Annotated in this window: 17 protein-coding genes and 1 pseudogene; 3 read left to right on the top strand and 15 right to left on the bottom strand. The window is 60.9% G+C overall.

What is annotated here, in order from left to right; genetic code table 11:
• Positions 1 to 156: 156 nt before the first annotated feature.
• The 3 genes from CD351_RS02375 to CD351_RS02365 all read left to right on the top strand — a co-directional run bounded on the left by CD351_RS02375 (position 157) and on the right by CD351_RS02365 (position 2,317).
• Complete coding sequence (locus CD351_RS02375; protein WP_234027194.1) at positions 157 to 876, top strand: EI24 domain-containing protein; 720 nt, start codon at positions 157 to 159, stop codon at positions 874 to 876.
• On the top strand, positions 869 to 1,288 hold the full coding sequence (locus CD351_RS02370) for a hypothetical protein (protein ID WP_162627568.1): 420 nt from the start codon (positions 869 to 871) through the stop codon (positions 1,286 to 1,288). The genes CD351_RS02375 and CD351_RS02370 overlap by 8 nt, the downstream gene beginning before the upstream one ends.
• Before the next feature lie 84 nt (positions 1,289 to 1,372).
• On the top strand, positions 1,373 to 2,317 hold the full coding sequence (locus CD351_RS02365) for a hypothetical protein (RefSeq protein WP_111991129.1): 945 nt from the start codon (positions 1,373 to 1,375) through the stop codon (positions 2,315 to 2,317).
• A 3-nt stretch (positions 2,318 to 2,320) separates the two neighbouring features.
• On the opposite strand, the gene CD351_RS02360 is transcribed toward CD351_RS02365, so the two are convergent.
• From CD351_RS02360 to CD351_RS02285, 15 genes and pseudogenes are all read right to left on the bottom strand, one after another.
• Positions 2,321 to 2,800: a hypothetical protein gene (locus CD351_RS02360; RefSeq protein ID WP_111991128.1), complete on the bottom strand. Its 480-nt coding sequence runs from the start codon at positions 2,798 to 2,800 to the stop codon at positions 2,321 to 2,323.
• Positions 2,800 to 3,168, bottom strand: coding sequence for an iron-sulfur cluster assembly accessory protein (locus CD351_RS02355; protein WP_174214230.1), 369 nt, complete (start codon positions 3,166 to 3,168; stop codon positions 2,800 to 2,802). The genes CD351_RS02360 and CD351_RS02355 overlap by 1 nt, the downstream gene beginning before the upstream one ends.
• Positions 3,168 to 3,665: an SUF system Fe-S cluster assembly protein gene (locus tag CD351_RS02350; protein ID WP_174214229.1), complete on the bottom strand. Its 498-nt coding sequence runs from the start codon at positions 3,663 to 3,665 to the stop codon at positions 3,168 to 3,170. Before CD351_RS02350 ends, CD351_RS02355 begins: the two co-directional genes overlap by 1 nt.
• Positions 3,666 to 3,669: 4 nt before the next feature.
• On the bottom strand, positions 3,670 to 4,896 hold the full coding sequence (locus CD351_RS02345; protein WP_111991126.1) for a cysteine desulfurase: 1,227 nt from the start codon (positions 4,894 to 4,896) through the stop codon (positions 3,670 to 3,672).
• A complete protein-coding gene (locus tag CD351_RS02340) occupies positions 4,893 to 5,660 on the bottom strand; it encodes a SufD family Fe-S cluster assembly protein (RefSeq protein ID WP_111991125.1) in 768 nt (255 codons plus the stop codon). The genes CD351_RS02345 and CD351_RS02340 overlap by 4 nt, the downstream gene beginning before the upstream one ends.
• A complete protein-coding gene (locus CD351_RS02335) occupies positions 5,657 to 5,962 on the bottom strand; it encodes a hypothetical protein (protein WP_111991124.1) in 306 nt (101 codons plus the stop codon). Before CD351_RS02335 ends, CD351_RS02340 begins: the two co-directional genes overlap by 4 nt.
• Entirely contained in the window at positions 5,959 to 6,714 is a 756-nt protein-coding gene (gene sufC, locus CD351_RS02330; protein ID WP_111991123.1) for a Fe-S cluster assembly ATPase SufC, read from the bottom strand. The genes CD351_RS02335 and sufC overlap by 4 nt, the downstream gene beginning before the upstream one ends.
• Positions 6,698 to 7,252, bottom strand: a complete 555-nt coding sequence (locus tag CD351_RS02325) for a hypothetical protein (protein ID WP_111991122.1) — start codon at positions 7,250 to 7,252, stop codon at positions 6,698 to 6,700. The genes sufC and CD351_RS02325 overlap by 17 nt, the downstream gene beginning before the upstream one ends.
• Entirely contained in the window at positions 7,249 to 7,761 is a 513-nt protein-coding gene (locus CD351_RS02320) for an endonuclease domain-containing protein (RefSeq protein WP_111991121.1), read from the bottom strand. Before CD351_RS02320 ends, CD351_RS02325 begins: the two co-directional genes overlap by 4 nt.
• Positions 7,762 to 7,998: 237 nt before the next feature.
• Positions 7,999 to 9,486 (bottom strand): Fe-S cluster assembly protein SufB, encoded by a 1,488-nt coding sequence (sufB, locus tag CD351_RS02310; protein WP_111991119.1) that lies wholly within the window; start codon positions 9,484 to 9,486, stop codon positions 7,999 to 8,001.
• On the bottom strand, positions 9,483 to 9,917 hold the full coding sequence (locus CD351_RS02305; RefSeq protein WP_111991118.1) for an SUF system Fe-S cluster assembly regulator: 435 nt from the start codon (positions 9,915 to 9,917) through the stop codon (positions 9,483 to 9,485). Before CD351_RS02305 ends, sufB begins: the two co-directional genes overlap by 4 nt.
• A gap of 86 nt (positions 9,918 to 10,003) precedes the next feature.
• Entirely contained in the window at positions 10,004 to 10,918 is a 915-nt protein-coding gene (locus CD351_RS02300) for a helix-turn-helix domain-containing protein (protein ID WP_162627567.1), read from the bottom strand.
• Between the two features lie 185 nt (positions 10,919 to 11,103).
• Positions 11,104 to 11,982 carry a helix-turn-helix domain-containing protein gene (locus tag CD351_RS02295; protein ID WP_111991116.1) on the bottom strand — a complete coding sequence of 293 codons (879 nt, stop codon included), beginning with the start codon at positions 11,980 to 11,982 and terminating at the stop codon, positions 11,104 to 11,106.
• 30 nt (positions 11,983 to 12,012) lie between these two features.
• Positions 12,013 to 12,939, bottom strand: a complete 927-nt coding sequence (locus tag CD351_RS02290; protein ID WP_162627566.1) for a helix-turn-helix domain-containing protein — start codon at positions 12,937 to 12,939, stop codon at positions 12,013 to 12,015.
• A gap of 225 nt (positions 12,940 to 13,164) precedes the next feature.
• Positions 13,165 to 13,862: pseudogene (locus CD351_RS02285) on the bottom strand (IS5 family transposase); the annotation flags it as partial.
• Positions 13,863 to 14,024: the final 162 nt, after the last annotated feature.

The raw sequence follows: 14,024 nt of genomic DNA, 5'->3' as shown, positions 1-14,024 counted from the left end.
TGGTGTCCTTGTGGTGTCTGCTTTGATGGAAGGATGCGCAGAGCGCCTAGCGGCAAGCGCTCGCAAGGCCAAGCAGTTTGACGCCGGTAGTTGGCGCTGGTGTTCAGCAACGTCGTTTGACAGGGGCCCAATCCCGTCGCATCGCTTCAGGCGATGATGTCAGTCTTCAAAGCGCTAGGTCTGGCGATAGGCCAGTTGACCGATGGGCCGGTGCTCAAGGTGCTGTTCAAATCGGTCGCCCTTACCGTGGGGGTGTTCATCGGCTTTGGCGCACTGCTTTACTGGGGGCTGGTGCAGGCCTTCGCGGCTTACGACATCTCGGGCGGAGGTGTGGCCGGGGCTGCGGTCGCGGTGCTGATCGCAGGGGTGTCGTTCTGGTTCCTGTTCCGCCTCGTCGCCCTTGCCGTGTTGCAGTTCTTCGCTGACGAAGTCGTCGCGGCGGTCGAGGCAAAGCACTATCCCGAAGCGGCGCGTACGGCGCAAAAGCTGCCCTTCCGGCGCGATCTTGCCAATTCTGTGCGTGGCATGGGCAGGACGATCGGGCTCAATCTGCTCGCCCTGCCGATTGCCGCCGCGCTGGTCGTGACCGGCATCGGGTCGGCGCTGGTGTTCCTTGCCGTCAACGCATGGCTGCTTGGCCGGGAACTTACCGACATGGCCTGGCTTCGCCACTGCGCAAGCGAACCTGCGGAGAACCCGGTATCATGGCACAGGCGCGCCTTGCTGGGGGCGGCGGTAGCGGCGATAATGCTGGTTCCGTTTGCAAACCTGCTCGCCCCCATGATCGGGGCGGCAGCGGGAACCCACCTGACCCAATCCGCATTGGCACAGCGAAATGAGAAAGCTCGATCCCCGGATGGACCAAGAGATGCGTAGAACAAGTCTGCTGGTCGCGCTTGCGCTGGTCACAAGCGCATGCGCCGGAGGATCGGCAAGCGGCAATTACGTGCGCACCGGCGCCCCTTCGACAAATGCGCAGGCAAACCCGGCGCCTGCTCCGCGCGCACCTACCATGATGCGGGGCCCGGGCGTTGACGGCATTATCGGGCAATCCGCCGCCTCGATCGTGAGGCGTTTCGGAACCGCACGGATCGACATGGCAGAAGGCAGTGCGCGAAAGCTGCAATTCGCCTCGGAAAGCTGCGTGCTCGACATCTACCTTTACCCCGCACAGGCCAATGGTGCGCCTGTCGCAACCCACGTGGCAACGCGGCAAAGGCAAGGCGGCGGAGAGATCGACCACGCCCGATGCATTGCCGACGTAGAGACCGTCGCATCACCGGGGTGACGCAAAGCGGGTGCAGCGCTTGGTAACCCGGTCTTAAGCACATTCTGCGATGCCGGTGGCTCAATAACAGGGACCACACGGCCAATGACGACCCAATTCACCGATCTTGCACGGCGTGTTGCCGCCGATGGACAGGTAGCGGCTGACGAAGTTCTGGCGCTGCGCCGTGAAGGCTGGGGCGACGGGATCATCACCCGCGAGGAAGCCGAGGCGCTGTTTGCGATCAACAACACGCTTCGCACCCGCGACGAACAATGGTGCGACTTCTTCGTCGAAGCGATTGGCGAGTTTGTCCTCAATGGCACGCAGCCCCGTCTGCAATGCAACCTCGAAGAAGCTGAGTGGCTCATCGGTCAGGTCGATCACGATGGCGTGGTCGAAAGCTTGGTCGAGCTTGAAACGATCGTTCGCATCATCGAACGCGCCGAGAACACGCCCGACCGCCTCAAGGATTACGTGATCGAACAGATTGAGCGCGAGGTGTTGAGCGGCACAGGCCCGACGCGCTGCGGTGGTGAGCTTTCGGACGTGCACATCACGTCGGCTGAAGCACAGATCCTGCGGCGCGTAGTCTTTGCAAGCGGCGGTCACGGTCCCGCGGCCGTTAGCCGGTTCGAAGCCGAAATGCTCTTCCGCCTGAAGGACAAGACGCTTGCCGAAGCCAACGCTCCGGAATGGGACGAACTCTTCCTCGATGGGGTAAGCAACTACCTCAAAGGTTTCGCGTTTCAGAACGCGCAGCTTGAACATGGCCGGGCGAAGGAACTTCAGGAGTTCGTCGCGGACAACAAGGCCAATGTCGGGCGCTTCATGGGCCGCATGGCGCGCGAGGCGCCGCAGGTCGCCAATCACTTCGGAAAGGTCTTCGGCAAACGCGATGCAGGGCCGAGCTTCACAGAGCAGGCAATTGCGGGCGAAGAGATCACCGATCACGAGCAGGAGTGGCTCGACAAGATGATCGAAGCCGACGGTGAGATCGACGAACTCGAACGCCGCCTGATCGCGCGGATCATCGACGAAGGCGAGTAAGCGCTAGCCTCTCAGCGCCGCGAAACCGTCCGCTGCGAGCTCGCGCCAGCGCTTCTGGCGATGGGCGTAGAACACCTTCGCATAGGCAGCGATCACCGGCGTAAGCAGGCCTGCGTCAATGTGCACCCGATCGGTGTAGAGCGTGCCCGAACCTGACGGATCGGGGCGGACAGCGATCCAGTGGTCCCAGCGCCTGATCAAAGGGCCGTACCCGTTGTCGCGAAGCAGGTGCGTGTCCTTGTCGGGACTATCTGGCACCTCAATCCCGATCACCTGCCAACCGATCGGGATGATGCCCATGAAGCGCATGGTTACACAGTGTTTTCCAAGCGGCCATTCGCCCGCACGATCAAAACTCGGCGGATAGCTGAACCGGATCATCGGCGCAGCAACGTGATCGAGCAAACGCGGCGTCATGACATGCCGGAGCACGACTTCGGGCGGAGCCGCGATGCGGGTAGTCAGCTCGACCGTCTTGGCCATCAGACCATGAAGCTCTCACCGCATCCGCAGGCACCCTTGGCATTGGGGTTCTCGAACACGAAGCCGGCAGTGAAGTCATCCTCGACCCAGTCCATGGTCGAGCCGACAAGGTAGAGCACACTCGCCCCGTCGATGTAGAACGTGCCGCCGGGGGTTTCGATCTTCTCGTCGAACTTGGCCTCTTGCGCGACATAGTCGACCGAATAGGCGAGCCCTGAGCAACCCCGGCGCGGCGTCGATAGCTTCACGCCGATCGCGTCGTCGGGGGCCTTGCTCATGAGTTCGGCGATGCGAGCCTCGGCACCCTTGGTCAGGATGACCGCGGCGGGGCGCTGGCGTTCTTTGGCTCTTGTCTTGGTATCAGCCATCACAGCATCCCCAGTTCAAGCCGCGCTTCGTCGCTCATCTTCTCGGGCGACCATGGCGGGTCCCAGACAAGCTCTACCTCGGCATCGCGGATACCCGGCACCGAAGCAGCGCGCAGTTCGACCTCGCCCGGCATGGTCTCGGCAACTGGGCAATGCGGAGTGGTGAGCGTCATCGTGATCGTTGCATCGGATTCGTCATCGACCTCGACACCGTAAATGAGGCCAAGGTCATAGATGTTGACCGGGATTTCCGGGTCGTAAATTTCCTTGAGCGCGTCGATCACGGCCTGTTGCAAATCGCTGCCAGCGCCGCCGACCGGGCCTTCTGCCGGCTTTGCGTGAAGGAAGCCTTCGAGATAATCGCGTTCGCGCTTGGGGGCGGGCGCATCGTCCTCGTCAATCGCATCCTCGACGCGCGCACGCGGAGGCTTGTCGATCACCGTGTCGTTGGGCGCGGGTGCGGCAACGTAGTCTTTCTCGTCCTGAGGCTTGTCCATCAGCCTAGTCCTTTCCAAAAATCCGGCGCGTGCGGGCGATCCCCTCGAGCAGCGCATCGACATCGGCCTGTGTCGAATAAAGCCCGAAGCTGGCGCGCGCGGTCGCGGGAACGCCGAGATAGTCCATCAATGGCTGCGCGCAATGGTGGCCTGCGCGAATGGCGACGTTCGCCTCGTCGAGGATCGTGCCAAGGTCATGCGGGTGAATGCCATCGATGGCGAAGCTGACGATTCCGGCACTGTCATCAGGTCCGAACACCGTCACATCGTTCATCGCGGTGAGTTCGCGGCGCAGTTTAGCCACCAACTTGGCTTCGTCCTCGTGCATCTGCTCAAGTCCGACTTCGCTGACATAGTCGACCGCTGCCGCGAATGCGATCGCTTCGGTAATAGCAGGCGTCCCCGCTTCGAAGCGCTGCGGCGCTGCGTCATAAGTGGTCTTTTCGAAGGTCACGCGGTCGATCATAGACCCGCCACCTTCCCATGGGGGCATGGCTTCGAGCAGTTCGGCTCGCGCCCAGAGCGCTCCGATCCCAGTGGGACCGTACAGCTTGTGGGCCGAGAAGACATAGAAGTCGCAATCGAGCGCCGCGACGTTGACCGGCATATGCGGCACCGCCTGACAGCCATCGAGCAGGATATTCGCGCCAACGCCGTGCGCCATGTCCGCCGCGCGCTTCGCGTCGAGCACGCTGCCAAGCACATTCGAGACATGCGCCAGCGCCACGAGCTTGTGCTCGGACGAAATCATTGCCTCCGCCGCGTCAAGGTCGATCCGGTGATCGTCGGTCAGGGGGATAACGTCGATCTGCGCGCCGGTAGCCTCGGCCACCATCTGCCAGGGCACGATGTTCGAGTGATGCTCCAGCTGCGAAAGAAGGATGCGATCGCCTGCCTTGAGGTTCGCCCTGCCCCAGCTGTTCGCCGCGAGGTTGATCGCCTCGGTCGCGCCGCGGGTGAAGACGATCTCGTTCTCCGAGCCGCCGACCAACTCAGCGATCCGTCGACGCGCGGCTTCATAAGCGAGCGTCATATCGGCCGAGCGCGAATAGACGCCGCGATGCACGGTCGCGTAATCCTCGCCCATGGCGCGCGCCATGGCGTCGATGACGCTGCGCGGTTTTTGCGAGGTCGCTGCGGTGTCGAGATAGTGCCACGGCTCACCTTCGCGGGTCACAAGGCCCGGAAAGTCAGCGCGCAGATCGCGGGTCAGGGACGCAGGAGCGTTCACAGCGCGGCCTCCTCCAGCGCTTCGAGCGCATCGTCAAGCAGGTGTTCGCGCACTGCCTCGTCTTCGAGCGAGACAAAGGCATCGCCGATGAAGGCCTGCACGAGCAAACGCTTTGCCGCGTCGGGCGAGAGGCCGCGTGCCGCCATGTAGTAGCGGGCAGCCTCATCCAGCTGGCCGACAGTCGCGCCATGCGCGCACTTCACGTCGTCAGCGAAAATCTCCAGCTGCGGCACGGCATTCGCGCTCGCGCCCGCTTCGAGCAGCAGGCCCTTGAAATCCTGCGCGGCGTCGGTCTTCTGCGCGTGGCGGGCAACCTTGATTTCGCCAAGGAAGCTGCCCGTGCTCTGGCCCCATTGCACAGCGCGCACGGTCTGGTTCGAGGTCGCGTTTGGATGATCATGGCGGGTGAGCGTCACGAATTCCTGCACCTTGTCGCCGCCGCCGATCGTGACGCCGCCAAACTCGAAATGCGCGCCTTCTTCAAGCGTCACGTCCAGTTCGACGCGGGCATACCTGCCGCCTGTGATGACCTTGAACGCTTCGAACCGGCCTCCCTTGCCGACCCTTACGCGCAGCCGGTCGACCATGCCCCGTGCTTCCGGGCCAAAACCGTGCACCGTGCATTCGCGGCGGGTCTCTCCGGCGGGCACATCGAGCGTGCGCCAATGATTGACAGCCTCGGGCGCGGCGCTCGCAAGGAAGTCCGCATCGGCGTAGCGCCATGCTTCATCGCGGCGAGTGGGGAGGGTTGCGGTCTCGTTCATGAAGGATTGCGCTCCATCGCGCGCTGGACGCGGCGCATCAATCGTGCGCGGGTTTCTCGAATACAGCTGCTCACAGCCTGCTCGTCGCTGGCCCCCTCGCGCACGCATTTGGTCACTGCGCGGCAAAAGCGATCATCGAGGCTCGGTCGCCCCGTCGATTTGCTGAGCGAGCAGTGCCAGTCGCCCCCGCTATCCTGACCCACGCTCACTTGAGCGCTACGCAGGTTACCCAGAACGACAATCTCGGGCACCGGCTCAGCCGGGGCGGCCTGGATGGCAAGAAGGAGCGAGGCCAGTATCATGCGCTCATCTCTGCCATGATGGCGTCGTAGCCCTCACTCTCAAGGCGAAGCGCGAGCTCGGGACCGCCGGTTTCGACGATGCGGCCATCGGCCAGCACCGATACGCGATCGGGCTTCACAACGTCGAGCAGGCGCTGATAATGCGTGATCAGCAGAACGCCCTTTTCGGGTGCGCGCATGATCGAATTGATCCCTTCACCCACCACGCGCAGCGCATCGATGTCGAGGCCGCTATCGGTTTCGTCGAGAACGGCAAATGCGGGGTCGAGAATGCCCATCTGGACCATCTCGGCGCGCTTCTTTTCGCCGCCCGAGAAGCCGACATTGACCTGCCGCTTGAGCATTTCCATGTCCATTTTCAGCAAGCCCGCCTTTTCCTTGGCGAGCTTCAGAAACTCGCCGCCGGAGAGCGGTTCTTCGCCGCGATATTTGCGCTGTGCGTTCAACGCCTCGCGCAGAAACTGCACATTGGAGACGCCGGGAATTTCCACCGGGTACTGAAAGCCGAGGAACAGGCCGGTCGCGGCGCGCTCATGCGGGTCGAGGTCAAACAGATCGGTGCCGCGGAACGTCACCGATCCGGCCGTCACATCGTAGCCCGGCTTTCCGCCGAGCACATGGGCGAGCGTTGACTTGCCCGCTCCGTTGGGCCCCATGATGGCGTGGACTTCACCTGCGGGGATCTCGAGGCTCAGCCCCTTGAGGATCGCCTTGCCGTCTACTTCGGCGTGGAGATTATTGATTGTCAGCATTGGGTGCCTCCCGTTTTTCGTAAGCAGCCTGTGCGGCTTCGGCAGTCGCGTCGGTGCGGGCCTTCACGACCGAGGCATCGCGCAATTCAAGCACAAGACCCTTGGGGCGTTCGGCTTCATATTGTTCCTGTGCTGCTGCCTGCGAGCGCTGGAGAAAAGTGAACTGATTATCGAGGTCGGCGCCGCGCGCGATGTGGATACGCCCGATATGTTCGAAGATTTCGCGCACGTCGGCTGCGGTAAATTCTGCGCCCTCACCGCGACGGGCGAGGAGCGACGCTGCCCCTTCGACCGATGCGTCGAACACATCAGCACAGCGCGGCAGGTTGGCGCGGTGCTGCGATTCGAAATCGGCCTCTCCCCTGACCGTGCGCAACTGGAGCGATAGGCACCTGCGGTAATCTTCGACAAAAGGCTGGATCAATCGAGGATATTCGAGGGTCCACGTCTCGGGCGCATCGTTTTCGATGGCAACAGGAGCCTGACCCACGCCCTGAAGCGCGATGAGGGGAGCGACGAGAAGTGATAGGCTGGTCATTGTTCGGCTGAGTCCCGTGATTGATGCCTGCTGGGTGTGGAGGACGCGCGATGCTCTCGGCGCGCCTCGCGCTTGTCTTCGATCCGGATGCGCATTCCGGCGGTAATCCGCTGGAGCACGCCATCCATGTTCTCGAGGATATCTGCGGCCTTGATCCGCATCACGCGGATGCCGACCGACTCAAGGCTCTTGTCGCGGCGCTTGGCGAGCGTGTCGTCCTGGCCCTCTTCATCGATCATGATCGCCATGCCGAGATTGTGGCAGTTGAAATCGACGATCGCACTGCCGACCACGGCAAAGCGCTTGAAGGTGTAGCGGCCAAGGTCAGCCTTGGCGAACCGTTCGGCGAGCGCCTTGTTCGCAGGCGAAGCAAAGCGCTTCATCTCGCGCGCACGATCATGCAGCTCGTCGAGCCGCTTGTCCGAGATTTTCCAGCCCCGGCCCTTCTTGTTGAGGGTCGGTTCGGTGTCCGATGTGTCCTTGAGGCCGAGGGTTTTGCGGTCAGTCACTTCACCGCTCGAGTCTATGAATTAGAGCACACTTAATGTGAATCGGGCTGACTTGGTTCATAATGTCTCCCTTTGTTTGGGCAAAGTTAGTCACACTCTCAACTAACAAGAGAAACTGAGAGCCGTCTTGGTCGACGACCACTTCTTCACCAACCCTTGGAACAGCGTGGAACTCAAAGTGATCGGCCACTAGCGGCTTTTTTGCGGCATCGTCAGCACTCACATAAACACCAATCATTATCCAACACTCCCCTCAAGCGAAATCGCCAGCAGCTTCTGCGCTTCGACGGCAAACTCCATCGGCAGCTCTTTCAGCACGTCCTTGGCAAAGCCATTGACGATCAGCGCCACGGCCTCTTCCTCGTCCAGCCCGCGCTGCATCGCGTAGAACAGCTGTTCGTCGCTGATCTTCGAGGTGGTCGCCTCGTGCTCGATCTGGGCGCCGGGGTTCTTGACCTCGATATACGGCACGGTGTGCGCGCCGCATTCGTCTCCGAGCAGCAGGCTGTCGCACTGGGTGAAGTTGCGCACGCCGTCGGCCTTGGGGCCGACGCGGACTAACCCGCGATAGGTGTTGTTCGATTTGCCCGCCGAAATGCCCTTTGAGATGATAGTCGAGCGCGAACCTGCGCCGTTGTGGATCATCTTGGTGCCCGTGTCGGCTTGCTGGAAATTGTTCGTGACCGCGACCGAGTAAAATTCGCCCACGCTGTCTTTGCCGTTGAGAACGCAGGAGGGATATTTCCACGTCACCGCGCTGCCGGTTTCGACCTGCGTCCAGCTGATTTTGGAGCGGTCACCTTGGCACAGGCCGCGCTTTGTGACGAAATTGTAGATCCCGCCCACGCCTTCCGAATTTCCCGGATACCAGTTCTGCACAGTCGAATACTTAATCTCGGCATCTTCCATCGCGACAAGTTCGACCACGGCGGCGTGCAGCTGGTTCTCGTCGCGCATCGGCGCTGTGCAGCCTTCGAGATAGCTGACATAGCTGCCCTTCTCGGCAATGATCAGCGTGCGTTCGAACTGGCCGGTGTTTTCCGCGTTGATGCGAAAATAGGTCGAAAGCTCCATCGGGCAACGCACACCCTCGGGCACGTAAACGAACGTGCCGTCGGAAAAGACCGCGCTGTTGAGGCAGGCGAAGTAATTGTCGCGCTGAGGCACGACGCGGCCAAGCCATTTTTTGACGAGCTCCGGGTATTCCTTGATCGCTTCGGAAATCGACAGGAAGATAACGCCCGCCTTCTTCAGCTCTTCGCGGAATGTTGTCGCAACGCTCACGCTGTCGAACACGGCATCCACGGCAACCTTCTTCGCGCCCTTCACACCGGCAAGCACTTCCTGCTCGCCGATGGGAATGCCGAGCTTGTCATAGACGCGTTTGATCTCGGGATCGAGCTCGTCGAGCGATTCGAGTTCTACCTTCTTCTTGGGCGCGGCGTAATAATAGGCGTCCTGATAGTCGATCGCCGGATAGCCGACCTTCGCCCAGTCAGGCTCCTGCATTTCCTGCCAAAGACGGAAAGCCTTGAGGCGCCAGTCCAGCATCCATTGCGGCTCGCCCTTCTTTCCCGAGATAAAGCGAACGGTGTCCTCGGACAGGCCTTTTTCCGCATATTCGGTCTCGATATCGGAGGACCAGCCATGCTCGTATTCGGCAGCATTGGCGGCAGCGGCCTTGGCGTCTGCGTCCATCTCTTGTGTGTCGATCTGTTCGGTCATGCCATGTGCTTTTCGTAGGATTGAGTTGGCGCCGGAGCGTGGCGCAGATGGTCGAGCGTAACTTCGGCGAGTGCGCTGCGGAGTTTTGCGTTGATGATCGGCCAATGCGGCTTCATTGAGCAGCGCGCTTCGTGATCGCAGTCCTTGTGCTCAACGCAGGCGGTCAAGGCGATCGGGCCTTCCACCGCCTCGACAATATCGGCAACCGTAATGGCCGCTGCCGGTCTGCCGAGCTGCAGACCTCCGCCAGCACCGCGAACCGAACGCAGCAACCCAGCGGATGTCAGCTTGGAAACCAAGCGCTGGACCGTTGGAACGGGAAGCCCGGTTTCATGGGCCAGCTCAGCCGCACTCACCCGTCCATCGCCACAATGCGTGGCGGCCTGGCACATCGTAATGACGGCATAATCGGCTAGGTTAGAGAGGCGCATGGCGTTGCGAAAATCCGCTTGTTGCGAGTCATTCTTAAATCAGACTGAATCAGTCGGATTTCAAATACGCACATTTTCGTCCGATTTCAAGCGGCGTGATCTTCAAGTCCCAGTTCGACGAAAGGGCTAAGGCGATTGAGGTTCTTCATTCTGAGCATCGTCTGGAACAAAGGCTCCGCCGCACCGCCTAGGCGCGACGGCGTATAGCCACAATAGCGCCGGATCTCGTTGATCATGTGGGGTTGATCGTAAAATGCCGACGCGATCTCCGCTTCGGCTTCGTCAGACAGGTCCGGCTGGGCCAGCAGATGTGCGGCGCGCACTGCTCTCATTTTGCGAGCGAGAGCGGCAGGCGCAAACCCGAAATATTTTGCGACCAATCGTTCGGATTGACGCCTTGAGTAAGCGAGCTTTTCGTAAAGTGCTTCGATGTCCGGATTAAGCGAAGTCCCCAGCCAGGCAAGGACAGTCGTGATGACGACCTCATGGGGCCTGGACACCGCCTTCAATCGCCTTGCGATCCAGCCGGCCAGTTCAGCGCAGCATTCTGGGCCACTCGTTTCGCCGGAACGATACCGCGCGACCAGATCATCCTGAAAAGTGACGACTTCGGTGCCGAGCAATTCATCTGCCGGGGTGAACCGGTCAAGGTGGGTCTGGGCGTCCGCCCCCGACAATGCAGCCCAGCCAAGCGGAGACAGCGATGCCCCGATTGCATGCCATGGCCCCGACATCCGGAAAGGCGCGGCAGTCCTGAAACCGCTGAACATGTAGGGCTGCCCGTCAATTTTCTGCACCCTGTCGCCAAAGCGGACCTCGCCTGACCCGTATGGCGTGAAGAACAGTTGCCCCAAAGCGCCGGGGTGGCGGTCGGCTATCTCTGGCTCTTCCCATCTGAAGTGGAAAAGGGCGAGCACGTGCTGCTCCAATCCTTTGGGCGGATCGAAATATTTGAGATGGAAGTGCCGATTGCTTGCCTCGGCTCCCGAATGCGCATTCATCTGATGTCTCGTAAGCGGGGCGGTACGATCGACCAAGTGCGACCCTTCGGTCGCACCGCCCCCAGTGCCTCTGCGCCAGGCGCTGGAGAGCCACGGTAGCTTGGCTCTTCGACAGGGACATATGCTGGCTCGATCATATCGCCTTGTAGTACAGCGACATGGCATTCTCAAAATCTAAGTGATTGTTATTCCTTCTCAAGTGCATCACGCGCGAACTTTCCGGGCGGTCCGTGAGCGGCAGGGTTGAAGGTCTTAACGACCAGGTCGCCCTCCTCCAGGATCGTCGGCGTTCTCCCGGTGTAGCGACGCAGATCGTTGATCAGATGCGATTGATCGAAGTAAGCGAGCGAGATCTCGTCGCGGACCGTACTGGGCAGATCAGATTGCGATAGCAGGGTCGCTGCCCGCATGGCCCTTACCCTTTTGAGCAATTGCCGTGGCGGGACCCCGAAGAACCGATTGCTCAGCCGCTGAGCCTGCCTCCGCGAGATCGCCAGTCGGTCGAAAAGGTCCTCAACCGGTGGATTGAACTCTTTCGAGAGCCAAGCCATCGTCTCGTCGATAAAGGTCGCATGACCGGCTTTCATCGGCGTGATCGCTTCGCGAAAAAACTGGGACAGCAGCTCGGTTGCCTGCGCGGGTTCATCAGGGTCTGTCTGCGCAACTTGTGCAAGGCGATCGGCAAACGCTTCTCCGAGGGCATCCTGAGGGAGCATCATGCGGTGATGCAACTCGTCAACAGGCTGACCGACCAGCTCAGCCCACCCGCGATGGGTGAGCGATGCGCCAACGCACCGGAACGGTCCCAGCACCGACAGGCGAGTTGCCTGCAACAAAGGCGCATTGAGAAACACCGGCGCGGGCGCGCGCTGCGTGCCGCTCGCGAAATGAAGTTCGAAAGAACCATCGAAGATCGCGTAGACCTGCCCTGAATAGGCAGGCATGACATCTTCGATGCGTTCAGCGCCGGAGCGCAATGAGTAAAAGATATTGACCTGTTCGCGAAGGTCAGGAGGCGGGGCGATCAGCTCGAATTCGACGGGATGTTTGGTCTTGAAGAGCATGCCTAGCCGTAAGCAGCGCTGCTGCGCCCCTTATGACCCTAGTTCGCGCAGGTTTTTCGGCGCGATCATTTCGGACAGGTAGGGGTTGTCCGGGTTCTTCAATCTGGCAGGGGTGCGGCCGACAAAGCGATTGATCTCTCGGATCATGTGTGACTGGTCGAAGAAGGCTTCGCCCAGCTCGGCTTCGAATTCCGGGGTGAGACTGGGGAACGAGAGCAAGGCTGCCGCCCTCAATGCGCGATATTTCCGCGCGAGCGCTTGCGGCGATAGGCCGAAATAACGCTCAGTCAGGCGCTGAACCTGGCGTTCGGAATAGGCCGCCCTTTCGAGCAGATCGCCAAGATCGGGGCTAAGCGACGATCCAAGCCAGTTGTTCACGACCCTGATGAGTTCAGCATGTCGCGAATTCACCCGCTTGACCGAGCCACCGATAAATTCACCGATGGCAAGCGCGCATTCCTCGCCCGTTTTCGTACCGGCGCGGTACTCGGCGATAAGGGCTTCACCGACCTGAGTTGCACTTTCGCCCAGAATGTCACCTGCATCGCGAAGCCTGTCGCGATTGTCGCCGGCGTGCAGCCCGGTCAGCGCTGCCCACCCCAATGGCGTCAAAGCTGCACCGATGGCATGGAACGGGCCGTCGACCACGATCGGATTGGCAGTCGACAGGGGCGTCATCACGGCGACTTCGGGATTGGGGTCGCTGTGGCCCGCGCGAAAATGCATCTCGCCCTTGCCGTATGGAAAGAGCGACAGATGGCCAACCGAAGCAGGTTGGATATCGGTGATCTTGGGCTCATCGCAGCGGAAATGATAAAGCGTCGTTACATAATCGCTGATCGCCGCTGGCGGAGCGATGTAATCGACATGGATGAGCGACTGAGATGTGAGCTCATAGCTCACATCGTCGGCTTCAAACTTTGTGTCTCCAGCCATGGAGTTTGTGTATTTTTCCATTAGCAGCGCCCCGATATTGAAGCGTGTAGCGTCTTTCTGGCTGATACAACACAAAAAAAGGGCGGCCCACGGATGGGCCGCCCATTTGAGTTGAGGAACTCTTTGCATTGCTGCTCCGAGCCCTTCGGGTCGCAGGACAGTGTCTAGGGTCGGGACTCAATTAGCCCACCAGATGATGGCGGCGACGATGAGTATTGCAGAGAGGAAGATGTCTGCGCGCTTGTCGTAGCGGGTGTGGATGCGTCGGAAGTCTTTCAGGCGGCAGAAGAAGCGTTCGATCCCGTTGCGCTGCTTGTAGGCGAGAGCGTCGTATGTGTGCGGGTGTTTGCGGGTCGGGTTGGGCGGGATGACTGGTTCGCAGCCGTGCTCGGCAAGCCAGTCGCGCAGGGACCGCGCGTCATAGGCGCGATCGGCCAGCAGGCGGCGGGGCGCACCGGTGATGGCCAGCAGATCGCGCGCGCCTGTCAGATCATGCGTGTTGCCGGGGGTCAGGACCAGAGCGAGGGGCCGTCCCCGCTCATCGGTCAGGGCGTGAACCTTGGTGGTACGACCGCCGCGCGAGCGCCCGATACAGTGATGGAAGGCCCCCCTTTTGCGCCCGCTGCCGAGCGATGCGCCTTGATGTGCATCGAGTCCACCGAGGCGGTGACCCCGCCGATCACCCCGCTCGATCCGGTCAGAGCATAGAAGATGTCTTGCCACACGCCCTGTCGGCTCCACCGGTTGAAGCGGTTGTAGACCGTCGTGTAGGGACCATACTCAGAAGGGCAATCGCGCCACCGGGCACCCGTCTTGAGCATGTGCATGATCCCCGAGATCACGCGCCGATCATCAACCCGCCGTGCACCGCGCCGACCACGGGGCAGCAAAGGCTCAATCGCCGCCCACGACTGATCGTCCAACCAGTAAAGATGCTTGCTCATCCAAGGCTCCTTCCAACAGCCTTGAATCACCAATCACTCAACAGCACCAGTCCTTATTGAGTACGGACCCTAGACCCGAACGCAGGAGAAGAATTGTATGCAAACGACAAGCTAGAACTGGCCCGATTTTCGCTTCAATCACAGGCTCTTGAGCTTACCGTT

Source organism: Erythrobacter sp. KY5 (genome assembly GCF_003264115.1).
Lineage (GTDB): Bacteria > Pseudomonadota > Alphaproteobacteria > Sphingomonadales > Sphingomonadaceae > Erythrobacter.
This window is presented reverse-complemented; position numbering and strand designations above follow the sequence as displayed.